We start from the raw sequence: 24,161 nt of genomic DNA on the forward strand, positions 1-24,161 counted from the left end.
ATCAATGTGGGAGCGAGCCTGCTCGCGATTGCGGTGTGTCAGTCGACATTGAAGTGACTGACAGTGCGCTATCGCGAGCAGGCTCGCTCCCACATGGGCATTGCGTTTTACTTGTTAAGCAGCTCCAGGCGCTCGCGCACCGCCGCTTCGATCCCTGCCTCGTCCAGCCCGCACTCGGCCAGCATCTGCGCCGGTTTGGCGTGTTCGACGTAAACGTCCGGCAAGCCCAGGTGCAGCACCGACTTGAGAATGTTTTCACGGGCGAGGAATTCGCTGACCGCGCCACCGGCACCGCCCATGATCGCGTTCTCTTCGATGGTCACCAGCAGGTCGTGGCTGGCGGCGATTTCACGCACCAGCGCTTCGTCCATCGGTTTGACGAAACGCATGTCGACCACGGTGGCGTCCAGTGTTTCGGCGACGTTCAGCGCTTCGGCCAGTTGCACGCCGAACACCAGCAGGGCGACCTTGCTGCCCTGACGACGAACCACACCCTTGCCGATCTCGATCGGTTCGAGGTCTTTCTCGATGGTCGCGTTCGGGCCGGTGCCGCGCGGGTAACGCACCGCCGCCGGGCCGTTGTACAGGTGACCGGTGGTGAGCATCTTGCGCAGTTCGTTTTCATCGCTCGGGGTCATGATGACCATGCCCGGGATGCAGCGCAGGAACGACAGATCGAAACTGCCGGCGTGGGTCGGGCCGTCTTCGCCCACCAGACCGGCGCGGTCGATGGCGAACAGCACGTCGAGGTTCTGCACCGCGACGTCATGCACCAACTGGTCGTAGCCGCGCTGCAGGAACGTCGAGTAGATCGCCACCACCGGTTTGGCGCCTTCGCAGGCCATGCCGGCCGCGAGGGTCACGGCGTGTTGCTCGGCAATCGCCACGTCGAAGTAGCGCAGCGGGAAACGCTCGCTGAACGCCACCAGATCCGAACCTTCCTTCATCGCCGGGGTGATGCCCACCAGACGCGGGTCGGCAGCGGCCATGTCGCACAGCCATTCACCGAACACGCCGGAATACTTCGGCCCGCCGGCCTTCTTCGGCGCAGCGGCCGGGGCGCCCAGCGGTTCGAGCTTGGTGATGGCGTGGTAACCGATCGGGTCGACTTCCGCCGGGGCGAAGCCTTTGCCTTTCTTGGTGACGATGTGCAGGAACTGCGGGCCTTTCAGATCGCGCATGTTGCGCAAGGTGGCGATCAGGGTCGGCAGGTCGTGGCCATCGATCGGGCCGATGTAGTTCCAGCCCAGTTCTTCGAAGAGGGTGCCGGGAACCAGCATGCCTTTTGCGTATTCTTCGGTGCGACGGGCGATTTCCCAGGCGCCTGGCAGGCGCGACAGGACTTTCTTGCTGCCTTCACGCATGCTCGCGTAAGTGCGGCTGGAAAGGATCTTCGCCAGATAGTTCGACAGACCGCCGACGTTGCGCGAGATCGACATATCGTTGTCGTTGAGGATCACCAGCATGTTGGCGTTCACTTCCGGCGCATGGTTCAGCGCCTCGAAGGCCATGCCGGCGGTCAATGCGCCGTCACCGATCACGGCAATCGCCTTGCGATCACTGTTCTGCAGGCGGGCGGCGATGGCCATGCCCAGCGCGGCACTGATCGAGGTGCTGGAGTGGCCGACGCCAAAGGTGTCGTACTCGCTCTCGGAGCGACGCGGGAAGGCAGCGATGCCGTCCTTCTGGCGCAGGGTTTCCATGCGCTCGCGGCGACCGGTGAGGATCTTGTGCGGATAGGCCTGATGACCGACGTCCCACACCAGCCGGTCGTCCGGGGTGTCGAAGACGTAATGCAACGCGATGGTCAGCTCGATGACGCCCAGGCCGGCACCGAAATGCCCACCGGTCTGGCCGACCGTGTAGAGCAATTCCAGGCGCAACTCATCAGCCAGGGTTTCCAGCTCGGCTTCGCCTAACCGGCGCAGGCCGTCCGGCGTGTTCGCGCGGTCGAGCAGGGGCGTGGTCGGGCGCTTGCGGGGAATCTCATGGAACGTCGTGGGCATCAGGCGAATCGTTATAGGTATAAAAGATGCGGCAGTTTACCTGATGCATCGTCCCCTGCCCACGCGTTGGTCTTTTTTGGCTGATTAGCCTTTAGTTGCGCCGGTCGACGATATACCGGGCCAGATCGCGCAATGGCTCGGCGGCCGCGTCAAACGGTCGCAGTGCATGCAACGCCTGATCGCGCAGTTCCAGGGCATAGGCCTTGGCTGCGTCCAGACCCAACAGGGCCGGGTAGGTCGGCTTGTCGCGGGCAATGTCGGCACCCTGGCGTTTGCCGAGGGTTTCGGTATCGCTTTCGACGTCGAGGATGTCGTCCTGCACCTGGAACGCCAGGCCGATGGCCTGTGCATAACTTTGCAGGGCCTTGAGTTCATCCTTCTCGGCGCGGCCGCTGGCCAGGGCGCCGAGCTTGACGCTGACTTCGATCAGCGCGCCGGTCTTGTGCCGGTGCATTTGTTCAAGGGCTTTCTGATCGAGCTTCAGACCGACCGAACCGAGGTCGATGGCCTGACCGCCGACCATGCCGGCCGGGCCTGCCGCGTGCGCCAGCGCCGTGACCTGTTGCAGACGGATATCCGCGCTCAGGTCGCTCATGCGCGGGTCGAGCAGGGCGCTGAACGCCAGGCTCTGCAAACCGTCGCCGGCAAGAATCGCGCAGGCTTCATCGAATTTCTTGTGGGTGGTCGGCTGGCCGCGACGCAGATCGTCGTCGTCCATCGCCGGCAAATCGTCGTGTACCAGCGAATAGGCGTGGATCAACTCCACTGCACTCGCCGCGCCGTTGGCCTGCTCGGCCTTGCCGCCGAGGGCTTCGCACGCGGCGTAGGCCAGCAATGGACGCACGCGTTTGCCGCCGTTCATCACGCTGTAGCGCATTGCTTCGTAAAGCCGCGCCAGCTCTGGCAGTGGTGCGTTGAACAGGGTTTCCAGTGCCGCATTGACCCGCGCCTGGCTGGTCGCCGAATACGCCGCGATCATTCTGGCTGATCCGCGTCGAAGGGTTCCTCGGCCAGCTCGCCATCGCGCTCCAGCAACACCTGGACCTTCTGCTCGGCCTGGGCCAGCGCTGCCTGGCAGTCACGGGTCAGGCCGATGCCCTGCTCGAAAGCGGTCAGCGAGTCTTCCAGCGACAATTCACCGTTCTCCAGACGCTCGACCAGTGTTTGCAGGTCGGCGAGGGACTGTTCGAAATCCAGTGCAGCTTTTTTGCGGGCCATGGCGGCTAATTCCGGTTGACGTTAAACCGGCGCGACACTAGCAGATAGGGGGTTTATGGGCAAATGAGCGGCGGTTTTCCGGCCATGGCGGACGGATGGGAAACGGGTTTTGAAGGATATGAAAATTATTCGGCTCATTTTGTGAGCCGAATAAGTCCGCTATTCGGCTCACGCCTGGTAAATGTGCGTGATTCCTACCGCATTTCAAGATGTATCCGATTGTTAAAAAACTGCCGAATCGCTAACCTTCGCGCCTTCTACGACCCGACAGTCACGGGTCTTTCAGACGAAACGCAGTTTTCACCGCTGTGAAGTACCGAGGATCGGGTGCAAGGTTTCGTTCAGGCATGGCAGGAGGCATCACATGCGTTCATTTCTTTTGCTGCTGGTCGGGTTGGCCTGCGCCCCCGCTCTATGGGCGGCGCCGAGCGCTGATCTGTCAGAACCAGTGGGCGGCTGGCGCTATAACGGTTTGCTCGACCGCAGTGAAAACCCGCAAGTCGCCTATCCCACGCCGCCGATCGATCGCGGCATCCAGCGTAATCGCACGATGATCCAGGGCCAGCTCAAGGCCATCGGCAACCAGCGCGGGCCGCACACCCTGGCGGTCAACGGCAATCCGCTGAACCTGTACACCGACGACGATGGGCGTTTCGCCCGGCCTTATGCATTTGGCGCAGGCTCCAACAGCGTCGAAGTGCGCAGCGCCGAAGGCCAGTCGCTCAAGCGCGTGCAGTTCTACGAAGCGAACAACCTGCGTACGCCGGCGCGGATTCGCGTGGTGCTCGGCTGGGACGATCCCAAGGCTGAACTCGACCTGCACATCATTACGCCTGACGGCCAGCATGCGTTTTTCGCCCACACGGCGTTGACCAACGGCGGCGGTCTGGACCCGGACGGTGTCGACGGCCCCGGCCCGGAAATGTTCACCATGACCGCGCCGTTGCATGGCACCTATCTGGTTTACGTCAACTATTGGGGCAACTTCGGCGACGGCGGCTATAACTTCGAGGAGACCAGCAACCAGAACGAGGTCATCACCTCGCAGATCACGCTGGTGCTCAACGAAAACACTGTCGACGAAAAACGCGAAACGTTCATCGTGCCCCTGCGGGCCATCGGTGATCTGCTGCTGGTCAAGACTTTCAACTATTAAGCATCCCGCACCACGGATGAACTGCCGAGCTTTGGGAAGATGAGCGAGAAGATGAGCGAAAACACTGAGACCCCGGTTACCAATGCACCTGCCGCCAAACCTTCCCGGCGCTGGCCGTTGCTGGTGGTCGGGCTGTGCCTGGTGGCCGGCGTGGCGGGCGGGCTCGGCTGGCTGATGCACAAACCCAAGCTGCCTGCGGCGGCACTGGCCAGCGACAAGCTCGGCCTCAGCCGCCCGGACGCGCTGCTGGAAACCCGCTCCCTGAGCCAGTTGCCCAAGGACCTGCTGACAGTACCGTTCCTCAAGGCCACGCTCACCGAGGATTTCGTCTTCTATTACGAGACTCATGCTGATCGCCTCGGGCTGATCGGCAGTCTGCGGCGGATCATTTACGAACATGACCTGAAGCTGCAGGACAGCCTCATAGAGCAGATCTTCGATCAACCGGCAGACGTGGCGTTGTGGCGTGGCGCCGATGGTCGTCTGAAGGATTTCCTGCTGGTGATGGATCGCGGCGGTTTGGCCAAGCTGTTGGAGCCGCTGGCGAAAGTCGCGCTGGATGATTCGCAACTGAGCGTGTTGAGCACACTGAAAGTCGGCAGTGACGAGGTGCCGCTGTATCAACTGACCTACAACGCCAGCAAATCACTGTTGTTCGCTTCCCGTGGCGACAAACTGGTGGTGCTGTCCAACCCGACCAAATTCTACGACCCTGAAAGTGGCGCCTCCGAAGAGTCTGGCCATGTTTCGCCACAAGCGCTGGCGGCGCTGCTCAATGGCGAAAAACTGTTCCCCGAAGCGTTCGGGCTGCCAGCTAAAACACCTGAAACCAAACAGCGTCTGTCGGTCAATTCCAGCGTCCTCGCCATGGGTTACCAGCGCTTCATCCCGAACTTCGCCGGCCTGCGTTTCGACATGGACGACAAGGGCTGGCACAGCTTCCTCGCCATGGATGAACTGGAGAACCAGCCGGACTTCGATTTCAAACCGGTCTGGCAAGCCATGCCGCTGGGTGCCAGTGCCTGCGTGACCTTGCCGGTCGCTGCCGAGCCGCAGAAACCATTGCTGGTTAAACTCGGCGCCGAAGAAGCAGTAGCGCAGACGCTTACCGAACACGTGGCCGGCGCGGCGGGCCTGTGCTGGTATGCCGATTCGCGGCTGTACACGCCGTTGCTGGTGGCCAGTCTGAAAGACGAGGACAGCGGCAAGCTCGACGGCGATATCGGCACGTTGTTCGATTCGATGGTCGGTGCCTATGAAGGCAACGTCGATGAGCACGCGTTCCCGGTGGTGGAAAAACAGGAAGGTCAGAGCCACCTCTGGCAGCGTCAGGTCAGCTCCAACTTCGGCCCTTACGCGGCCAAGGATGCCGAGAACCCGGACGCGATCACCGGCAAGGCTTTCATGAAAGTCAGCCTGGCGCGCCACGGTTCGACGCTGCTGTTTTCCCTCGACGACAAACTGGTCGACAAGGCTCTCGGCACCCTCGACAAACGCTTCCCGCCGATGGCCGATGTGCTGCCCAAAGACGTGCTGATGCCAATCTACTTTGGTCCGGACTCGATGGCGCAACTGATGCAGCAGGAAACCCTCGACAGCCTGCCGCAGGACATGGAGCCGGTGTTCTACAACGCCGCGCAAACCTACCTGATCCCGAAACTGCGCACCCTCGGCGGTTACGGCAAATACGCCCTGACGTTGCCGGAAGGCAGTGAGCCCGACGGTCACTGGCAATGGCTGCCGCTGGAGTGGAAAGCGCTGTGACGGCACTGATCCGCAGCCTCGGCTTGCTCGCGCTGTTACTGAGCGCGGGTGCCCGAGCGGTCGAAGCGCCGGCGCTCGATCCTGCGCAGTCCCAGGTCTTTCGCGCCTGGTTCGTGCGCATCGCTCAGGAGCAGTTGAGCAAAGGCCCGAGCCCGCGCTGGTATCAGCAGGACTGCGCCGGGCTGGTGCGGTTTGCCGCCAACGAAGCGCTGAAAGTCCATGACGACAAATGGCTGCGCAGCAATGGCGTGTCCAACCGCTACCTGCCGCCGGAGCTGGCGTTGAGCGACGAGCAACGCAAGTTTGCCCAGCAATGGCAACAGGGCGGCGGCAAGGTCGGGCCCTACGTCAACGCGATCAAACTGATTCAGTTCAACAGCCATCTGATCGGCCGCGACGTGTCTCAGGCACGGCCCGGCGATCTGATGTTTTTCGATCAGGGCGACGACCAGCACCTGATGATCTGGATGGGCCGTTACATCGCCTATCACACCGGCACGACCACCCCCACTGACAACGGCATGCGTTCGGCAAGCCTGCAGCAACTCATGACATGGAAGGACACCCGATGGATACCCGACGCAGCCAACCCCAACTTCATCGGCGTCTATCGACTGAACTTTCTCTCCCAATGACCGGTGCCCGCATGCTGCGTTTACTGCCTTTTCTGTTGCTGTTAGTCCTGCCGTTTTCGGCCGTGAATGCCGAAGACTCCGTCGAGCCAAGCGGCTACACGCCGGTCTCCGGTGAAAGCTTCTTCCTGCTGGCCGACAGCAGTTTCGCCAGCGACGAACAGGCGGTTGTGCGCCTCGAAGCGCCGGGCCGTGACTACCGTCGTTTCCGCATGGAACCGTACGGCGGCGCCGACATTCGCGTGTACAAGATCGACAAGCCGCTGGACTTCCTCAAGCGCCAGAAGAACCTGCACCGCGTGGTCAGCGACGGCCAGTTCAAGGGCGAAGGCCTGTCGAACACCCTCGCGTACCTGTGGGACAACTGGTACCGCAAATCCCGTCGAGTGATGCAGCGTGCGTTCTCCTACGAATCGCGTCAGCAAGTCACCGAGGAAGTGCCGGAGCTGAAGATGGGCAACGCCATCGCCGCGCCGACGCCGTACGACGCGCAGCCGCAGTTCGCCTTGATTCCGGGCCTGCCGGTGGTCAGCCAGTTCCGTTATCCGCTGTGGCAGGCCAAGCCGATTCAGCCGCCGGAAGGCGTGAATCTGGCCGGTTCTTCCAGCGAGTTCGTCAGCGTTGCGCCGGGCAACGTCTACATCCCGCTGGGCAACCTGAAACCGGGCCTGTACCTGGTTGAAGCGCTGATCGGCAAGTACCGCGCGACCACCATGGTTTTCGTTTCCAACACCGTCGCGGTGAGCAAGATTGCTGGTGATGAGTTGCTGGTGTGGGCCGCGCGCAAACACGAAGGCAGTTCGGTGCCGAAGGTCAATGTGCTGTGGACCGACGGCCTCGGCGTGATGAGCAGTGGCGCCACCGATACCGATGGTTTGCTGCGCCTGAAACACGTCAGCCCGGAGCGTTCGTTCGTGATCGGCGAGGACGAAGAGGGCGGCGTGTTCGTCTCGGAAAACTTCTATTACGACAGCGAAATCTACGACACCAAACTCTACGCCTTCACCGACCGGCCGCTGTATCGCCCGGGCGATTGGGTGTCGCTGAAAATCGTCGGCCGCGAATTCAAGAACGCGCGGGACTCGGTATTGCCGGGTGCGGCGGACGTCAATGTCAGCGTGCTCGATGCGACCGGTACCGAGTTGCAGCGGCTCGACCTGAAACTCGATTCGAAGGCCGGCACCCAGGGCCGTTTCCAGTTGCCGGACAACGCGGTGGCCGGTGGTTACGAGCTGCGTTTCAACTACAAGGATCAGGCCTACAGCAGCGCGTTCCGTGTGGCGGAGTACATCAAGCCGCACTTCGAAATTTCGCTGAATCTGGCCAAGCAGGATTACCGCACCGGCGAACCGGTGAAGGGCAGTCTGGTGCTGCTGTACCCGGACGGTAAACCGGTGGCCAACGCCAAATTGACCCTGAGCCTGCGCGCCCAGCAACTGTCGATGGTCGACAACGAGCTGCAATACCTCGGGCAATTCCCGGTAGAGCTGACCAGCACCGAACTGACCACCGACAGCAAAGGCAACGCGACCCTCGACCTGCCGGCCGCCGACAAACCGAGCCGCTACATGCTCACCGTGTTCGCCAGCGATGGTGCGGCGTATCGGGTCAAGACCACCAAGGAAATCCTCATCGACCGGGGCGCCGCCAGCTTCCGCCTGACTGCGCCGCAGCGTTTCAGCGCGGTGGGTGACAAGGTCGCGTTCAGCTACGCCAACGAAGGTGGCAGCGAACAGGCTCAGGCCGTTGTGCCGAGCAGCTACAGCTGGGTGCGTCTGGAAGACCAGACCACCGGCGAAGGCAAACTGGCGGCGAAAGACAAAGGTTTCAGCGTGGCGTTCGATCGCCCGGGCACCTACAACCTGTCGCTGAAAGATCAGCACGGTCGAGTGCTTGGTGCGACCGGCCATTCGGTCACCGGCGACGGCGTCAAGGCGGTGCCGGGCACCGTGGAAATCGTCCTCGACAAAACTGAGTACAAGGCCGGCGACGAAGCGCTGGCGCTGATCACTTTCCCGGAGCCGGTGAGTGATGCCCTGTTGTCGCTGGAGCGCGACAAGGTCGAAGCCACCGCGCTGCTGGCCAAGGGCGGCGACTGGCTGAAACTGGAAAAACTCAGCGACACCCAATACCGCGCACGCATCCCGGTGAAGGACAACTTTGCGCCGAACCTGACGTTCTCCGTGCTCTACACCAAGGGCGGTCAGTACAGCTTCCAGAACGCCGGGATCAAGGTCGTCGCGCCGCAGATCGACGTGGCAATCAAGACTGACAAAGAGACCTATCAGCCGGGCGATACCGTGACGGTCGACCTGACCACGCAGTTCGCCGGCAAGGCAGTGCCGGCGCACCTGACGGTCAGCGTGGTCGACGAAATGGTCTACGCGCTGCAACCGGAAGTCGCGCCGACCATCGACCAGTTCTTCTATCACCCGCGCCGCAACAACGTGCGTACCAGCGCCAGCCTGTCGTTCATCAGCTACGACGTGGCATTGCCGGGCAGCCCGGGCGCACCGGGCAAGGCCAACCGCAGCGAACGCGGGGTAAAAGTGCTGGAGCGGCCGCGCCGCGAAGACGTCGATACCGCCGCGTGGCAGCCAGAGTTGCTGACCGACGCCGACGGCAAGACCCGCTTCACCTTCAAGATGCCGGACTCGCTGACCCGCTGGCGCATTACCGCGCGGGCGATTGCCGATGACGGTCAGGTCGGGCAGAAGAAGCAGTTCGTGCGCTCGGAAAAACCGCTGTACCTGAAGTGGAGCGGGCCGAGCAAATTCCGCAAGGGCGATCAGCCGCAACTCGGCGTGTTCGCCTTCAGCCAGGCCGAAAAACCGGTCAAGGCTGAACTGGTGACGCACTACGCCGGCGCCGAACAGCGCCTGCCGGTGACGCTCAACAACGGCATCAACTACCTGCCGCTGCCGGCCTTCGCATTGGCCACCGGCGAATGGACCGCCGAACTGGTGCAGGACGGCAAGACCGCCGACGCCCTCGCTGTGCGCCTGACCGCGACCGGAGAAGGCTGGCAAGTGACGCAGACTCAGAGCCTCGACGTGGCCAGCGGCGACACGCCGTTGACTCTGCCGGCGGACGCCACCGACATTCGCCTGCGTCTGGATGACAGTCCGCAAGCGCTGTTCCGTTCCGCCCTCGACGATCTGCTGAGCTATCCGTACGGCGGCGTCGAGCAGACCGCCAGCCGCTTGCTGCCGCTGAGCATCGCTTATCCGTCGCTGGCGTCGAGCCCGCAGATCCGCGACCGCTTGCGTCTGATCATGCAGAACAGCCGTCTGCGCCTGGTGCAAATGGCCGGGCCGTCGGCGAGCTTCACCTGGTGGGGCTTCGACGGTGAACCGGATGCGTTCCTCACCGCTTACGCCTACTACGCCGACTGGAACGCCAGCCAAGTGCTGGATCTGACCCTGCCGCCGGAGCACTGGCAGCGGGTGCTGGAGGTTTACGCCAAGCAGGCGCCGAACACGCCGTTGCTGCAACGGGCGCTGATCCTGTCGTTCGCCAAGCAGATGCATCTGCCGGTCAACACGCTGCTCAGCGGTTTGATGGACGATCTGGCGAAGGCCGGTGAGGGCAATGCCGCGAACCTGATGGACGACGGTGAGGACAGTCTGGTGATGAGCGATCCGGATTCGGCGCTCGGTCTGGCGGCGGCGCGGGTCCTGACCGCATCGCTGGCCACCCAGTCGAAAGTTGCTCTGCCGGAAGCATTCAATCGTCAGTTGGGCGCTGCGCAACAGCGCTTGTCGGTCAGTTCGCAGCCGTTTATCGAAGCGCTGAACCTGTCGCTGCAACCGTTCGATCAGGCTCGTGCGAACGCGCTGCTGCAACGCCTGTTGCCGCAGCAATCGACCCTCGAACGCGCGCTGGCGCTGACCTGGCTGCAACGCAGCATCGCTCAGGCCTCGCCGACCATCGCGCTGGCTCCGGGCGAAGGCTGGAAGAAAAACTACGGAGCGACCGGCGAGATGTACTGGACGTGGCAGGGTGCGGCGCCGGTGCCGAGCGTGTTGTCGGTGTCGGGTACTCAGGAGCGTCCGTTGCGTGCCGCGCTGAGCTTCCAGACCCAGCAACCGGCGGTTGATCCGATGGCGGTGACCATCACTCGTCGTCTGTCGCGTCTGGTGCCGGGTGACGAAGCCTTCACTTTCAAACTGGAGCCGGTCGGCACCAAGCCGCTGTCCAGCGACAGCCTGTACCTGGACGAAGTGATCCTCACCAGCAAGGCACCGAAACCGCTGCGCTACGGCATGCTCGAAGTGCCGCTGCCGCCGGGCGCGGATGTCGAGCGCACCACGTGGGGCATCAAGCTGCAGGGCAAGGACGGCACCGAGCCGACCGCGCTGGAGAAAGCACGGTTCGAACCGGGCCAACTGGCCTACGCCGTGCCGGTGGATGCGCTGAGCGGTGAATTGCGTCTGCGGCATCTGGTGCGGTTCTCGCAGAAAGGCCAGTTCAATCTGCCGCCGGTGCGCTTCACTCAGGTCTACGCGCCGCAGCATCAGGCCCAGGAAGCGAAAGCCGCCCTCGGTCAGGTCACGGTCAACTGACATGCCACGGCCGCTGCTGTGGCTGCTGATGTGTGTGATTCCTGCGCTGGCGACGGCGCAGGATGAACCGTTGCGCATGGCCTACAAGGGCGAGTTGCTGTCGCTGAACACCACGCAACTGACCGCTCGCGAGCCGCTGCCTTCGTCTCTGGATACGCCGCTGGGCAGTCTGTGGAAGATGTTCGTTTACGCGTGGCTGGTGGATACCGGCGCGCAAGAGCCGGCGTATGAATGCCGCGGGCAGTCGAAGGAAGAAGTCTATTGCTGCACCGCGGGCGGCAAGATCGAACGTGATCAGGCGCTGGTGAAATCCTGCGGGCTGTATTTCGAGCCGGCGCGGTTGGGCATAACCGCTGGCGATTGGAAAACCTATTGGCAGGCGCGACAGGCGCCGTCGTGGTTGCTGGACCTGCCATCGGTGCAACCGGCTACTCGGGTTTCCGTGGCTGACTTGCTGAAGGTTTTGTCTTTGTTGCCGGCTCAGGATCAGATGCGCCGTGTGCTGCTCGACGTGGTGCTGAACGCGGCGGACGGCAATGTCGTCGGTGAACTGGGTGGCCGCTTGCGGGTGAAAACCTGGAGCTGGCTCGGCGATCTGGACCCGCAATCACGTCAGGGCGGATTCGCCGGCTGGACCGCGGACGGCTCGCCGATCTGGGCCGGTGGCCGGGGTACCAGTCAGATGGTTTTGCGGCATTACGGTTCGGCGTTGGCGACGGTGTTGCCCGCATCGTGGCCGGCGGAGGCGGGGCGTTGTGTTGAGGTGGGATTGTTCTCGCGTTATCCGGTTTCGCGGGTTCTGGTCGGTGATCGAGTGGTGAGTTCCGGCCCGTTGCAGGGCGATTACCGCGTGGAATTCGCCAATGGCAATGCGCTGGATATCCACAGCGACGGCGAACTGTTTCTGCTCAACGACAAGCTTGTTGCTCGGCTGGATCGCGAAGAGTACGTCGCCCGTGTGCTGGAGCGTGAAGCCAAACCCGAACCCGCCGAAGCCGCCAAAGCACTGGCCGTGGCAATCCGCACGTATCTGCTGCAAAACGCCACGCGCAACGGCGAATGCCTGAGCATCGATGACAGCAGCACCCGCCAACGGGTCGCACCGCGTCCGGCCTCCGCCGAGTCGCGCAGCATTGCGGCGTGGACGGCGGATCTGGTGTTGGCCGGCAGCACCGTCACCTATCACTCCGATCAACCTGGCCCCGACAAACTTGCCTGGCAGCAAGCCGTCGAACAAGCCAATGCCGGCCAGCGCTACGACGCGATTCTGCTGCACGCCTATCGCCGGGCCAGCCTTAGCCGTTGGGACAACCCGGTGGCGTCCTGCGAAGCGTTGCCCGCTGCGCAAGACTGGCTGCAAAAACAACGGCGCGGCTGGCGTCCGAGGCTGGAAAGCGAAACCGGCTACAACGAAGTCAGCACTTTCGCCGTCTGCAAACTCGCCTTCGGACGACCCTTCGTCGACCGCGAACGTCAGCGCATCTACGTGCGCGGCGTGCTGTCTTTGCAGGATCGCCTCGACCTGACTCACGAATACCTGCACCTGGCCTTTGAAGCACACCCCAACGGCCAGGATGAAACCTATATCGAAGGGCTCGCCCGTCACCTTTTGCTGGAATAGACCATGACACTCCGTTATCCACAGGTCTTGCTGTTGCTCTGCGCGCTCAATGCATTGCCGATGGCGATGGCCGCCGACAGCGTCAAACTCGACACCCCGATCGGCGGCTGGCGCAGCGGCGCGCCCGAGGGCGACGGCGAAAACTTCCGCCAGACCGTCAACTACCCGGCCTCCTCGGTGAACACCCCGGTCGGCCAGGCCAACACCGCACGCATCAGCGGCGAAATCAAAGCCACACCGAAAAACAAAGAGCCCGGCCGGCTGATCGTCAATGGCGTCAGCATGCCGCTGAAAATCGACGACAGCGGCCGCTTCGACCGCCCATTCTCGTTCCCCAACGGCAGCAACAGCGTCGAAGTCCGCAGCCCCGACGGCCAGCAACGCCACCGCACGCAATTCCTCAACGTCAGCGGCGGCGCCACCCCGGCCAAACTGCGCGTGCTGCTGTCCTGGGACAGCGACGGCACCGACCTCGACTTGCACCTGGTCACACCGGACGGCGCGCACATCTGGTACGGCAACCGCGTCGCCCCCAACGGCGCTGCATTGGACGTTGACGTGACCACCGGTTACGGCCCGGAAATCTTCGCCATGCCGGCGCCGATCAAGGGGCAGTATCTGGTGTATGTGAACTACTTCGGCGGTGGTTATCGCGGTGATGACGAGGGCGGGGAGGAGGCGGTGCAGCCGCTGACCACGGCGCAGGTGACGGTGATTACCGAGGAAGGGACGCCGAGCGAGAAGATGGAGACGTTCCTGGTGCCGATGCGGGCGGTGGGGGAGTTGACGTTGGTGAAGTCGTTTAGTTATCCGTGAGTCAATCGGGAAAAACGCCGCACAGTGCATTGCCTTCATATCCGTGAACGATTGGTCCCAGCACCATGAATGGGCCACAAGCGTATAGCGGAGATGGCACTTTTTGCTGGGTGTTGAGCAGAACGGCTTCGTTTCCGAACTCGTCTTTGCCGAAGGACTGTTCGAAGTACGACGTGCACACCGGCAGCTTCAACGGCACCGGAACTACCAGCGCCCAGACAGTAATTCCGCACCATTCTCGAGCGGGTGTCGATTTTACTGTTCTGGTGATCTGTGGGGGAATCGAGCGGTAGCTTTGTGCTCTGTAGGCGTCGGTTTTTAGTGTGGTTTTTTCAGGGAGGGAAACGCCTACTCCCACGCAAGCTGTCAGGCAGAGGCATATGGTCGAAACCAGTCCGACGGATTTCAGGCGTGAATTCAGGGCAGATGGGAGCAATCTTGAACGTCCTTGTAGTGGATTAAGCATCGAAGTTGCCAAGAGCCTTTTCGCTGAACAATTGTGCAAGTACCTGCTGCACAATTTGGTGTTGATCAGCAATTGTCTGAACGCCTCTCGAAAATCACTTTTCCAACAGGCATTAAAAAGCCGGCTTGTGGCCGGCTTCTCGGGGACTGGCTTGGTTTATTTTTGGTAAACCGCGCCAGCCTTCAAAACGTACACCCGGATCTTGCGTCCGGCTGTGGGACTTGGTCAGACAGTGGTCTGCCGCGTCAGGCGTCATCTGGGCCGCAGGGCGGTCGATGCGCGAATGTGGGGCGCAGGATACTGAGTTTTGCCGGGGATTCCCAGCCTGAAGTGCGGTTTAGAGCGACCGCAGCAGAACAAATTCGGGATTTGTACTGATTTTCCGGGCCTCATCGCCAGCCGGCGAGTTCCCACAACAGCAGTAACCTCAGAGAAACGGCACCACCGGCCGCCGCTTGCCTAGCGTCGACCACCAGAACACCCACCCCAACACATGAATCCTTTGTTCTTCGATCTGCGCTGCCCGGAAGATCTCGTCCGGGTATTCGGCGCTGTTGTGGCTGCGCAGGCGCAGGGCATTGCCGGGCATGCGGTGCAGGTATTTGATGCGCAGCATGCCGTCGTGTTCGATGGCGTAGATTTCGCCGTCCACCACCTGGGTGAGGCCGCGGTCGATGGCGAGGGTGGAGCCGTCTTCGATCTTCTCGGCCATGCTGTTGCCGATCATGTGCGTGCAGATGGCGTCGGTGTGGCGGATTTCCAGGGTTTCGAGGTGGCTGCGGGGCAGGCGGATGGTTTGCTCCGGGTCTTTGATGACATGGGTCTTGTCGGAGCCAGGGGCCGTCGGGGCTTCCTTGTAGAGCGGCAGTTCGATGTCGGTGGATTCGAGCACCGTATAGACGCCCTGAATCGCCTGTGCATCCAGCGTGTCGCCGGCGGTGTACAGGTGCGGCGCTTCTTTCGGGCCTTCACCGGTTTTCAGCCATTGGCTGTTGACGGACAGCAGGCGCGCGACTTCTTCCATGCGGTACGCGGGTACGCCCCGGGTGTACCAGTTATGAACGTTTTGGGCTTCCGTGCCCCAGAACTTTGCGAATCCCGTGGTGGTGATATTCGCAGCTTCCAGGAGCGCCTTGAATCTTGGACCGCTAGTGTTCTTTCTCATAAACACGAGTCTACGGCCGGCCTAGAGCGGTTTGAATAAACCTGGCGTTCAAAATCGCGGCAAATTTTGCGACGGGATGTAAGACGTACTTGTGGGAAATTACACACACTAAAACTTTTCTGTAGGCAGCCATAAACAAGCTGTTTAAGCCCCTGCCAGTCAGGCACAAAAAACCCCGGATCAACCGGGGTTTTCTTCAAGCGTGTCGCAGGTCGCGAGGCTTAGCCTTTGTAGGCAGCAACCGACTTGGTGATCGCTTCGCGGGCGGCGTCTGCACCGGCCCAGCCTTCGATTTTCACCCATTTGCCTTTTTCGAGATCTTTGTAGTTCGCGAAGAAGTGCTCGATCTGCTGGATCAGCAGGGCTGGCAGGTCGGTGTATTCCTTCACGTCCACGTACAGCTGGGACAGCTTGTCGTGTGGGACTGCGATGACTTTGGCATCGCCGCCGCCGTCGTCGGTCATGTTCAGGATGCCGACTGGACGAGCGCGGATCACCGAACCTGGAGCAACCGGGTAAGGGGTTACGACCAGCACGTCCAGGGGATCACCGTCGTCAGCCAGGGTGTTCGGGATGTAACCGTAGTTGGCCGGGTAGAACATCGGGGTGGCCATGAAACGGTCAACGAACAGGCAATCGCTGTCTTTGTCGATTTCGTATTTGATCGGCGCGTGGTTGGCCGGGATCTCGATCGCGACGTAGATGTCGTTCGGCAGGTCTTTGCCAGCCGGAATCTTGCTGTAGCTCATTGGGCGTTGCCCCCGTTAGTAGACCAAAACACTTGGCCGGATTGACCAAAAAGTGGCGGCGATTATAGGCATATTCCACCCGCGATGCCATGCACCGAAGGTCGTCCAGGCCTTACTCGTGTGCCTGATAGACCGGGTCCGTGGCCTGAAGTTGCTTCAGTCGTGCCAGCGGATCCTGTCGATAGAAAAGCCGCAGCTGCGCATACACCTGTGGATAAGCCTCGTGCAGCAGATCCGGGGCGCTGAAAAAGTACTCGCTGGTGACGGCGAAGAACTCGGCCGGGTTCTCGGCGGCATACGGGTCGATGGCGGTTTCGGCGTCGGGATGGCGGTCGAGCTGGCGGTTGAGATCGTCGTAGGCCGCTTGCATCACCTGGGCCCAGTCGCTGACTCGCATGTCGGCATGCAGCGGCGGCAGGCCGTTGGCGTCGCCATTGAGCATGTCGAGTTTGTGCGCCAGTTCGTGGATCACCAGGTTGTAGCCTTCCCAGCCACCACTGGCCATCACCCCGGGCCAGGCGAGGATGATCGGCCCTTGCTGCCAGGCTTCACCGCTGTGTTCGCCGTCCCATTCGTGTTCCACACCACTGGCATCGCGATGGCGCTGGGGGCTGAGGAAGTCGTCGGGGTAGAGGACGATTTCGTGAAAACCCTGATACCAGTTCAGATCGTCGAGGTGTAAAAGCGGCAATTGCGCCTGGACGGCGAGCAGCAGGCGTTGTTCCTGATGCAGCTCGACACCGGGCAGGGCGGTCAGGTGTTTGTCTTCAAGGAACAGGACGCTGGTTTCGCGCAGCCACTGATCCTCCTCGGCGCTGATGCCGTCGAGAAAGGTCAGGTGGTGGCGCACCCGCTGCCACATATCATCGGCAATCGGGTGCTTTGCCAGGATGCGCCGGCGTCGCCAGGCGCTCAGCGACCACATCGACTTAGTTCGATTGGGCTTTGGCGCCGCCGAAACGACTGCGAACCACGCCAATGATCATCGGTACCAGCGACAGCAGGATGATGCCGACGACCAGCAGCGACAGGTTTTTCTTGATGAACGGTACGTTGCCGAAGAAGTAGCCCAATGTCACCAGACCACCGACCCACAGGACGGTGCCGAACACGCTGAAACCGAAGAAACGCGCGTAAGGCATTTTTGCGACACCGGCGACGAACGGCGCAAAGGTGCGGATGATCGGCAGGAAGCGCGCCAGGGTTACGGTCTTGCCGCCGTGCTTGTCGTAGAAGTCGTGAGTCTGTTGCAGATAGTCGCGGCGGAAGATCTTCGAGTTCGGATTGCTGAACAGTTTTTCGCCGGCCGTTCGTCCGATCACGTAGTTGGTGCTGTCACCGAGGATCGCCGCCAGCATCAGCAGGCCGCCCAGCAGCACCGGGTCCATGCCGCCACCTGCGGCAACGGCGCCGGCGATGAACAGCAGCGAATCACCCGGCAGGAATGGCATGACCACCAGGCCGGTCTCGCAAAAGATCACCAGAAACAGGATGGCGTAGATCCAGGTCCCATAGTTGTTCACCAGCATGTCGAGATAGACGTCGAGATGCAGGATGAGGTCGATCGGGTTGAAATCCATGTGGGCACCTGTGGTGACGGCCCGACTCGGCAGGCCTGTGCGGATGATTCGGTGTAAGCCTACAAGCGGGTGTAGTTTTTCTTACAAGCCGGAAAGCTCAGGATTATACGAGCTGATAGGTGAAAAGCGCGTTGGTTTTGTAGCGGGGCGTTTCGAGGGGGGAACGAGGCGCCAGCCTTGGTGGCGAGGAGGTTTGCTCCTTCGCCACGATGGCCGGCTTGCGCATTGTTAGAAAAAATCAGAGTTCGTCGCTGATCGGCAGCACGTAGTTCTTGAACTCGGTGTCTTCCTTGAATCCGATGGATTCGTAGGTTTTCTGCGCCACTTCGTTGTTGCTGCTGGTGGATACGCGCATACGCACGGCCTGGGTTTCCTTGGCCATTCTCTTCGCGGTGCGGATCAGGTTGTCGGCGACCAGCTGGCGGCGGGCGTCTTCGGCGACGTAGATGTCGTTGAGGATCCACACACGCTTGAGCGACAGCGAGGAAAAGCTCGGGTAGAGCTGACAGAACCCCATGAGCTTCTTGTCGTCGTCATCGGCCAGGGCCAGGTAAATCACCGATTCCTTGCGCCGCAGGCGTTTTTCAAGGAATGCCCGGGACGAGTCCGGATAGGGCAGGGAACCGTAGAACTCGCGATATTTGACGAACAGCGGGGCCAGCAGGTCCAGGTGTTCGAGGGTCGCTTGAATAATCCGCATGATAGGTCTCGTCTTCAAGTGGCTGTCTTCAACTGCTCTGACGGCGATGGGAAACCCGTGCGGCCGTGCATCGATCCTGCCTGAAACCGGCGCAGAAACGCAATGCGGAAACGGTTCAGGCTGGGGGCGGATCGAGTAGGAAATTACTCTTCATATCTGCACCGGCTTCCGATTCCAGCGTCTGAACCTGCGCTTCGTCCTTCAGATTGACGCCCGACAGTTGTCGCCGACAGGCTTCACGCATCAGATACAGCAAGCGATGGGCCGCCATGCCGTAGCTGAGGCCCTCCAGCCGCACATTGGAGATGCAATTGCGGTAGGCATCCGTGAGGCCGACCTTTGGATTGTAGGTGAAATATAAACCGAGGCTGTCCGGCGAACTGAGGCCGGGGCGCTCTCCGATCAGCATCACGACCATTTTTGCGCCCAGCAATTGGCCGATTTCATCGCCAACCGCCACTCGGCCTTGCTCTACCAGCACTACCGGCGCGGTCGACCATTCGTCGGCGGTCATCTGTTCTTCCAGACGGGTGAGAAAGGGCAGGGTGTGCCGATGCACCGCCAGTGCCGAGAGGCCGTCGGCCACGACGATCACCAGGTCCACGCCGCCCGGATGCGCCAGGGCGTATTCACGCAGGGCTTGCGCCGATTGATCGCTCAATTTGCGCCCCAGGTCCGGGCGTTGCAGGTAGCTGTTGCGATCCGCAGCCGCGCTGTGCAGCAGCAGGCTGTCACGCTGACGCTCCGTCAGTTGGGCACTGAGCCCTGCATGGTCGAAGGGTAAATGCACCGCATCACGGGCCTGAGCGTGGGCGAACTGGAAATCCAGCTGCGCGCGGGTCGGCAGGCTGGTGCCGGTGCGGCCGAGAGCGATCCGCGCCGGGGTCAGGCGGCGCAGCTCAAGCCAGGGGTTTTGTGGATCGACGGGCGGTTTTTCCATCTGACTCATCCCAGTTGCGCCAACGCCTGGCGGAAGGCCGGCGGCAGGTTGTTGCCGAAGCGGACCTTGCCGTCCGCCTGGGTGAAGATGCCCATGTTCGCCAGCCACTGCTCGAACTCCGGCGCCGGTTTCAGGCCCAGGGTCTGACGCGCGTAGAGGGCGTCGTGGAACGAAGTGGTCTGGTAGTTGAGCATGATGTCGTCGGAGCCGGGGATGCCCATGATGAAATTGATCCCCGCCACGCCCAGCAGGGTCAGCAGGGTGTCCATGTCGTCCTGGTCGGCTTCGGCGTGGTTGGTGTAGCAGATGTCGCAGCCCATCGGCACGCCGAGCAGCTTGCCGCAGAAGTGGTCTTCGAGGCCGGCGCGGATGATCTGCTTGCCGTTGTAGAGGTACTCCGGGCCGATGAATCCTACGACGGTGTTCACCAGGAACGGTTTGAAATGCCGCGCCACGGCGTAGGCCCGGGTTTCGCAGGTCTGTTGATCGACGCCGTGGTGGGCATTGGCCGACAGCGCACTGCCCTGGCCGGTTTCGAAATACATCAGGTTCTGCCCGAGCGTGCCGCGATTGAGGCTCAGCCCGGCGTCATAGCCTTCCTGCAAGATATTCAGATTGATGCCGAAACTGGCATTGGCCGCTTCGGTGCCGGCAATCGACTGGAACACCAGATCCAGCGGCACCCCACGGTTGATCGCTTCTATAGATGTGGTGACGTGGGTCAGCACGCAGGCCTGGGTCGGAATGTCGTAGCGCTGGATGATCGCGTCGAGCATTTCCAGCATCGCGCAGATCGAGGCGATGCTGTCGGTGGCCGGGTTGATGCCGATCATCGCATCGCCGTTGCCGTACAACAGACCGTCGAGAATGCTCGCGGCGATGCCGGACGGTTCGTCGGTCGGGTGATTGGGTTGCAGCCTTGTGGATAACCGTCCACGCAGGCCCAAGGTGCCGCGAAACTTGGTGACGACGCGGATCTTCTGCGCCACCAGCACCAGATCCTGCACGCGCATGATCTTCGACACTGCCGCGACCATTTCCGGCGTCAGGCCGGGGGCGAGGGCCCGCAGGCTGGACTCGTCGGCCGCTTCGCTCAGAAGCCAGTCGCGAAAGCCGCCAACGGTGAGATGGCTGACGACCGCAAAGGCCTGCTTGTCATGGCTGTCGATGATCAGTCGGGTGACTTCATCGGATTCGTAGGGAATCAGCGCTTCCTGCAGGAAATGTGTCAGCGGGATGTCGGCCAGCGTCATTTGCGCGGCCACCCGCTCGCCATCGTTGAGCGCGGCGACGCCGGCCAGAAAATCCCCGGAGCGCGCCGGGCTGGCCTTGGCCATCACGTCTTTCAGGCTGTCGAAGCGATAGGTCTGGGCGCCGACGGTATGGGCAAATGCGGCCATGGGGCGCGTTCCTCCTGAATGAATGCTTTTAGTGCGGGCACCGAGCTCGAGGCCCGATGCCGGTGCAGCTCAGTTAGCGTTTAGATACCTTCGAGCATAGCGTCTGCCGGTGCTTCGGAGCGTTGCTTGGCGGTCAGCTGGAAGTACAGGTAACCGGCGGCCATGAACCCGAGGAACACACAACCGATCAGCGTGTTGAACCAGGCCATCGCCACCAGGCACACCACCGCCAGGAACAGCGCGATGGCCGGCACCATCGGATAGCCCGGCGCGCGGAAGGTGCGTTCCAGGTTCGGCTCGGTTTTACGCAGTTTGAACAGGCTGAGCATACTGATGATGTACATCACGATGGCGCCGAACACCGACATGGTGATCATCGCCGCCGTCAGGGTCATGCCTTGCAGATTGACCAGTCCGTCGCTGTAGATTGCCGCGATGCCGATCACGCCGCCGGCCAGAATCGCCCGGTGCGGCGTCTGGAAACGCGAGAGTTTGGCCAGGCTTTTCGGCAGATAACCGGCCCGGGCGAGGGCGAAGAACTGCCGCGAGTAACCGAGGATGATCCCGTGGAAACTCGCCACCAGCCCGAACAGGCCGATCCAGACCAGCATGTGCATCCACGTCGAATTGTTGCCGACCACTGCTTTCATCGCTTGAGGCAACGGGTCGTTGATGTTCGACAGTTGACGCCAGTCGCCAACGCCGCCGGCCATCACCATGACGCCGATGGCCAGGAACACCAGGGTCAGGATGCCGCTGACATAAGCCTTGGGAATCGTGCGTTTCGGGTCTTTGGCTTCCTCGGCCGCCATGGCCGCGCCTTCGATGGCGAGAAAGAACCAGATCGCGAAGGGAATGGCGGCGAAAATGCCGGGAATCGAGCCCATCGTGAATTCATTGGCGCCCGACCAGCCGTTCAGCACGAAGTTGCTGAAACTGAAGCCCGGTGCAACGACGCCCATGAACACCAGCAGTTCGGCGACGGCGAGCACGGTGACCACCAGTTCGAAGGTCGCGGCGATGCTGACGCCGAGGATGTTCAGGGTCATGAACACGAAATACGCGCCGACCGCCGCGACTTTCGGATCAAGTTCCGGATATTGCACATTGAGATAGGCACCGATGGCCATGGCGATGGCTGGCGGGGCGAACACGAACTCGATCAGCGTGGCGATCCCGGCGATCAATCCGCCTTTCTCGCCAAAGGCTCGGCGGCTGTAGGCGAACGGCCCGCCCGCGTGGGGAATCGCGGTGGTCAGTTCGGTGAAACTGAAGATGAAGCAGGTGTACATGGTCGCGACCATCAGGGCCGTGACCAGGAAACCCAGGGTTCCCGCCGTGCCCCAGCCGTAACTCCAGCCGAAGTATTCGCCGGAAATCACCAGGCCGACGGCAATGCCCCAGAGATGCAGGGTGCCGAGTGTGGGTTTGAGTTGTGTGGTGGAAGTCATAAGTCCTCTCTGTCTTTTTTATTGTTCGATCTGTTGGACTTTCGGGTGCAGAGGTTGAGTGGGTGGGCGCTGTTCACGCAGCGGCAGTGTTCACGCAAATCCTGAATGACGGGTACGCAAGGCCCGTGCCAGAGCGGCCAGGCCAGGGAGTAGTCATCGGGATGAAAAGGGCGGTACCGAAATCTCGGCACCGCCCTCGGTTTTTTAGAAGAAGCCCAGCGGATTGATGTCGTAGCTCACCAGCAGGTTTTTGGTCTGTTGGTAATGATCGAGCATCATCTTGTGGGTTTCACGGCCGACGCCGGACTTCTTGTACCCGCCGAACGCGGCGTGCGCCGGGTACAGGTGGTAGCAGTTGGTCCACACACGACCGGCCTTGATGGCGCGGCCCATACGATAGGCGCGGTTGATGTCGCGGGTCCAGAGGCCGGCGCCCAGGCCGAACTCGGTGTCGTTGGCGATTGCCAGGGCTTCGGCTTCGTCCTTGAAGGTGGTGATGCTCACCACCGGGCCGAAGATTTCTTCCTGGAACACACGCATCTTGTTGGTGCCCTTGAGCAGGGTCGGCTGGATGTAATAACCGGAGGCCAGGTTGCCTTCGAGTTTTTCCACCTTGCCGCCGGTCAGCAGTTCGGCACCTTCGCCCTTGGCGATTTCCAGGTACGAAAGAATCTTGTCGAATTGCTGCTCGGACGCCTGGGCGCCGACCATGGTGTCGGTGTCCAGCGGATCGCCACGTTTGATTTGCAGGACTTTCTTCATGACGACGGCCATGAATTCGTCGTAGATCGATTCCTGTACCAGCGCACGGGACGGGCAGGTGCAGACTTCGCCCTGGTTGAAGAACGCCAGCACCAGACCTTCAGCGGCTTTTTCGATGAAGCTCGGCTCGGCCTTCATGATGTCTTCGAAGAAGATGTTCGGCGACTTGCCGCCCAGTTCCACGGTGGACGGAATGATGTTTTCGGCCGCGCATTTCATGATGTGCGAGCCGACCGGGGTCGAGCCGGTGAAGGCGATCTTGGCGATGCGCTTGCTGGTGGCCAGGGCTTCGCCAGCTTCTTTGCCGAACCCTTGCACCACGTTGAGCACGCCCGGTGGCAGCAGGTCGCCGATCAGCTCCAGCAGCACGCTGATACCCAGCGGTGTTTGCTCGGCAGGCTTGAGCACCACGCAGTTGCCCGCGGCGAGGGCCGGGGCGAGTTTCCACGCGGCCATCAGGATCGGGAAGTTCCACGGGATGATCTGGCCGACCACGCCCAGCGGTTCATGGATGTGATAAGCGACGGTATTGCCATCGATTTCGGCGGCGCTGCCTTCCTGGGCGCGCAGGCACCCGGCGAAATAGCGGAAGTGGTCGGCGGCCAGCGGGATGTCGGCGTTGAGGGTTTCGCGGATGGCTTTGCCGTTGTCCCAGGTTTCGGTGATCGCCAGCAGTTCGAGGTTCTGTTCGATGCGGTCGGCGATTTTCAGCAGGATCAGCGAGCGGGCCTGGGCGGAGGTCGAGCCCCAGGCATCGGCAGCGGCGTGAGCGGCGTCCAGGGCCTTGTCGATGTCTTCGGCAGTGGAACGCGGGAATTCGGCAATCGGCTGGCCATTCACTGGCGAGGTATTGGTGAAGTACTGACCTTTGACAGGCGCGACGAACTCGCCGCCGATGTAGTTACCGTACTTGCTCTTGAACGAGACTTTGGCGCCTTCAGTACCGGGGTGAGCGTAACGCATGATGATGTTCTCCTTGGCTTTGTACTTATTAGAGAAACGCGCATGAGCGCTTGCTATAAGCGTAGAGCAAAGGTCGGGCCACCGCCGTGCAGGTCAGGCAAATCAAGGCCTTGCGTGATTTCTGTCGGACAAGTGGCAAGCGTCTGTGACGGTATCGGTACAGCTCGGGTGACAGTTTGTACCGCTTCTGGCACAACCTGTGACCAG

At 61.6% G+C, this 24,161-nt stretch carries 19 protein-coding genes; 6 read left to right on the forward strand and 13 right to left on the reverse strand.

Annotated elements, in window-relative coordinates:
- Nucleotides 1-107: 107 nt before the first annotated feature.
- From dxs to AC3WRD_RS10535, 3 genes are all read right to left on the reverse strand, one after another.
- Nucleotides 108-2,006, reverse strand: a complete 1,899-nt coding sequence (gene dxs, locus AC3WRD_RS10525) for a 1-deoxy-D-xylulose-5-phosphate synthase (protein WP_102620867.1) — start codon at nucleotides 2,004-2,006, stop codon at nucleotides 108-110.
- 91 nt (nucleotides 2,007-2,097) lie between these two features.
- Entirely contained in the window at nucleotides 2,098-2,985 is an 888-nt protein-coding gene (gene ispA, locus AC3WRD_RS10530) for a (2E,6E)-farnesyl diphosphate synthase (RefSeq protein ID WP_102620866.1), read from the reverse strand.
- Nucleotides 2,982-3,224, reverse strand: coding sequence for an exodeoxyribonuclease VII small subunit (locus AC3WRD_RS10535; protein WP_007894317.1), 243 nt, complete (start codon nucleotides 3,222-3,224; stop codon nucleotides 2,982-2,984). Before AC3WRD_RS10535 ends, ispA begins: the two co-directional genes overlap by 4 nt.
- Before the next feature lie 364 nt (nucleotides 3,225-3,588).
- On the opposite strand from AC3WRD_RS10535, the gene AC3WRD_RS10540 reads away from it, so the two are divergent.
- The 6 genes from AC3WRD_RS10540 to AC3WRD_RS10565 are packed head-to-tail and all read left to right on the forward strand — an operon-like array spanning nucleotide 3,589 to nucleotide 13,778.
- Nucleotides 3,589-4,380 (forward strand): YfaP family protein, encoded by a 792-nt coding sequence (locus AC3WRD_RS10540; protein WP_096820761.1) that lies wholly within the window; start codon nucleotides 3,589-3,591, stop codon nucleotides 4,378-4,380.
- A gap of 51 nt (nucleotides 4,381-4,431) precedes the next feature.
- The gene (locus AC3WRD_RS10545; RefSeq protein WP_102620891.1) at nucleotides 4,432-6,144 is read left to right on the forward strand and encodes a DUF2138 domain-containing protein; all 1,713 of its coding nucleotides are present in this window, start codon (nucleotides 4,432-4,434) and stop codon (nucleotides 6,142-6,144) included.
- Nucleotides 6,114-6,779: a DUF1175 domain-containing protein gene (locus tag AC3WRD_RS10550; protein WP_170931650.1), complete on the forward strand. Its 666-nt coding sequence runs from the start codon at nucleotides 6,114-6,116 to the stop codon at nucleotides 6,777-6,779. Before AC3WRD_RS10545 ends, AC3WRD_RS10550 begins: the two co-directional genes overlap by 31 nt.
- Entirely contained in the window at nucleotides 6,776-11,341 is a 4,566-nt protein-coding gene (locus tag AC3WRD_RS10555) for an alpha-2-macroglobulin family protein (protein WP_102620865.1), read from the forward strand. Before AC3WRD_RS10550 ends, AC3WRD_RS10555 begins: the two co-directional genes overlap by 4 nt.
- Nucleotide 11,342: 1 nt before the next feature.
- Nucleotides 11,343-12,962, forward strand: a complete 1,620-nt coding sequence (locus AC3WRD_RS10560) for a DUF2300 domain-containing protein (protein WP_102620864.1) — start codon at nucleotides 11,343-11,345, stop codon at nucleotides 12,960-12,962.
- Nucleotides 12,963-12,965: 3 nt separating this feature from the next.
- Nucleotides 12,966-13,778 (forward strand): YfaP family protein, encoded by an 813-nt coding sequence (locus AC3WRD_RS10565; RefSeq protein WP_102620863.1) that lies wholly within the window; start codon nucleotides 12,966-12,968, stop codon nucleotides 13,776-13,778.
- Between the two features lies 1 nt (nucleotide 13,779).
- Here AC3WRD_RS10565 and AC3WRD_RS10570 read toward each other — a convergent pair whose 3' ends face one another.
- The 10 genes from AC3WRD_RS10570 to exaC all read right to left on the reverse strand — a co-directional run bounded on the left by AC3WRD_RS10570 (nucleotide 13,780) and on the right by exaC (nucleotide 23,954).
- Nucleotides 13,780-14,256, reverse strand: a complete 477-nt coding sequence (locus tag AC3WRD_RS10570) for a hypothetical protein (RefSeq protein WP_256580622.1) — start codon at nucleotides 14,254-14,256, stop codon at nucleotides 13,780-13,782.
- A 415-nt stretch (nucleotides 14,257-14,671) separates the two neighbouring features.
- Nucleotides 14,672-15,409 (reverse strand): S24 family peptidase, encoded by a 738-nt coding sequence (locus AC3WRD_RS10575; RefSeq protein WP_085732972.1) that lies wholly within the window; start codon nucleotides 15,407-15,409, stop codon nucleotides 14,672-14,674.
- 221 nt (nucleotides 15,410-15,630) lie between these two features.
- On the reverse strand, nucleotides 15,631-16,158 hold the full coding sequence (ppa, locus tag AC3WRD_RS10580) for an inorganic diphosphatase (protein ID WP_007990564.1): 528 nt from the start codon (nucleotides 16,156-16,158) through the stop codon (nucleotides 15,631-15,633).
- Nucleotides 16,159-16,270: 112 nt separating this feature from the next.
- Nucleotides 16,271-17,083 carry a M90 family metallopeptidase gene (locus AC3WRD_RS10585; RefSeq protein ID WP_096820768.1) on the reverse strand — a complete coding sequence of 271 codons (813 nt, stop codon included), beginning with the start codon at nucleotides 17,081-17,083 and terminating at the stop codon, nucleotides 16,271-16,273.
- A 4-nt stretch (nucleotides 17,084-17,087) separates the two neighbouring features.
- Nucleotides 17,088-17,738: a DedA family protein gene (locus AC3WRD_RS10590; RefSeq protein ID WP_096820769.1), complete on the reverse strand. Its 651-nt coding sequence runs from the start codon at nucleotides 17,736-17,738 to the stop codon at nucleotides 17,088-17,090.
- Nucleotides 17,739-17,976: 238 nt separating this feature from the next.
- Nucleotides 17,977-18,438 (reverse strand): GNAT family N-acetyltransferase, encoded by a 462-nt coding sequence (locus AC3WRD_RS10595; RefSeq protein ID WP_096820770.1) that lies wholly within the window; start codon nucleotides 18,436-18,438, stop codon nucleotides 17,977-17,979.
- Between the two features lie 115 nt (nucleotides 18,439-18,553).
- Nucleotides 18,554-19,387 (reverse strand): ethanolamine ammonia-lyase subunit EutC, encoded by an 834-nt coding sequence (gene eutC, locus AC3WRD_RS10600; RefSeq protein ID WP_371858315.1) that lies wholly within the window; start codon nucleotides 19,385-19,387, stop codon nucleotides 18,554-18,556.
- Nucleotides 19,384-20,778: an ethanolamine ammonia-lyase subunit EutB gene (locus AC3WRD_RS10605; protein WP_102620861.1), complete on the reverse strand. Its 1,395-nt coding sequence runs from the start codon at nucleotides 20,776-20,778 to the stop codon at nucleotides 19,384-19,386. Before AC3WRD_RS10605 ends, eutC begins: the two co-directional genes overlap by 4 nt.
- An 80-nt stretch (nucleotides 20,779-20,858) precedes the next feature.
- Nucleotides 20,859-22,229 (reverse strand): ethanolamine permease, encoded by a 1,371-nt coding sequence (eat, locus tag AC3WRD_RS10610; RefSeq protein WP_102620860.1) that lies wholly within the window; start codon nucleotides 22,227-22,229, stop codon nucleotides 20,859-20,861.
- Nucleotides 22,230-22,433: 204 nt separating this feature from the next.
- Nucleotides 22,434-23,954, reverse strand: coding sequence for an acetaldehyde dehydrogenase ExaC (gene exaC / locus AC3WRD_RS10615; RefSeq protein WP_096820773.1), 1,521 nt, complete (start codon nucleotides 23,952-23,954; stop codon nucleotides 22,434-22,436).
- Between the last annotated feature and the right edge of the window lie 207 nt (nucleotides 23,955-24,161).

Source organism: Pseudomonas sp. FW215-R2, assembly GCF_058789255.1.

Coding starts and splice junctions, on each gene's coding strand:
- dxs (WP_102620867.1), bottom strand. CDS start 2,006: ATGCCCACGACGTTCCATGAGATTCCCCGCAAGCGCCCGACCACGCCC.
- ispA (WP_102620866.1), bottom strand. CDS start 2,985: ATGATCGCGGCGTATTCGGCGACCAGCCAGGCGCGGGTCAATGCGGCA.
- AC3WRD_RS10535 (WP_007894317.1), bottom strand. CDS start 3,224: ATGGCCCGCAAAAAAGCTGCACTGGATTTCGAACAGTCCCTCGCCGAC.
- AC3WRD_RS10540 (WP_096820761.1), top strand. CDS start 3,589: ATGCGTTCATTTCTTTTGCTGCTGGTCGGGTTGGCCTGCGCCCCCGCT.
- AC3WRD_RS10545 (WP_102620891.1), top strand. CDS start 4,432: ATGAGCGAAAACACTGAGACCCCGGTTACCAATGCACCTGCCGCCAAA.
- AC3WRD_RS10550 (WP_170931650.1), top strand. CDS start 6,114: ATGGCTGCCGCTGGAGTGGAAAGCGCTGTGACGGCACTGATCCGCAGC.
- AC3WRD_RS10555 (WP_102620865.1), top strand. CDS start 6,776: ATGACCGGTGCCCGCATGCTGCGTTTACTGCCTTTTCTGTTGCTGTTA.
- AC3WRD_RS10560 (WP_102620864.1), top strand. CDS start 11,343: ATGCCACGGCCGCTGCTGTGGCTGCTGATGTGTGTGATTCCTGCGCTG.
- AC3WRD_RS10565 (WP_102620863.1), top strand. CDS start 12,966: ATGACACTCCGTTATCCACAGGTCTTGCTGTTGCTCTGCGCGCTCAAT.
- AC3WRD_RS10575 (WP_085732972.1), bottom strand. CDS start 15,409: ATGAGAAAGAACACTAGCGGTCCAAGATTCAAGGCGCTCCTGGAAGCT.
- ppa (WP_007990564.1), bottom strand. CDS start 16,158: ATGAGCTACAGCAAGATTCCGGCTGGCAAAGACCTGCCGAACGACATC.
- AC3WRD_RS10585 (WP_096820768.1), bottom strand. CDS start 17,083: ATGTGGTCGCTGAGCGCCTGGCGACGCCGGCGCATCCTGGCAAAGCAC.
- AC3WRD_RS10590 (WP_096820769.1), bottom strand. CDS start 17,738: ATGGATTTCAACCCGATCGACCTCATCCTGCATCTCGACGTCTATCTC.
- AC3WRD_RS10595 (WP_096820770.1), bottom strand. CDS start 18,438: ATGCGGATTATTCAAGCGACCCTCGAACACCTGGACCTGCTGGCCCCG.
- eutC (WP_371858315.1), bottom strand. CDS start 19,387: ATGAGTCAGATGGAAAAACCGCCCGTCGATCCACAAAACCCCTGGCTT.
- AC3WRD_RS10605 (WP_102620861.1), bottom strand. CDS start 20,778: ATGGCCGCATTTGCCCATACCGTCGGCGCCCAGACCTATCGCTTCGAC.
- eat (WP_102620860.1), bottom strand. CDS start 22,229: ATGACTTCCACCACACAACTCAAACCCACACTCGGCACCCTGCATCTC.
- exaC (WP_096820773.1), bottom strand. CDS start 23,954: ATGCGTTACGCTCACCCCGGTACTGAAGGCGCCAAAGTCTCGTTCAAG.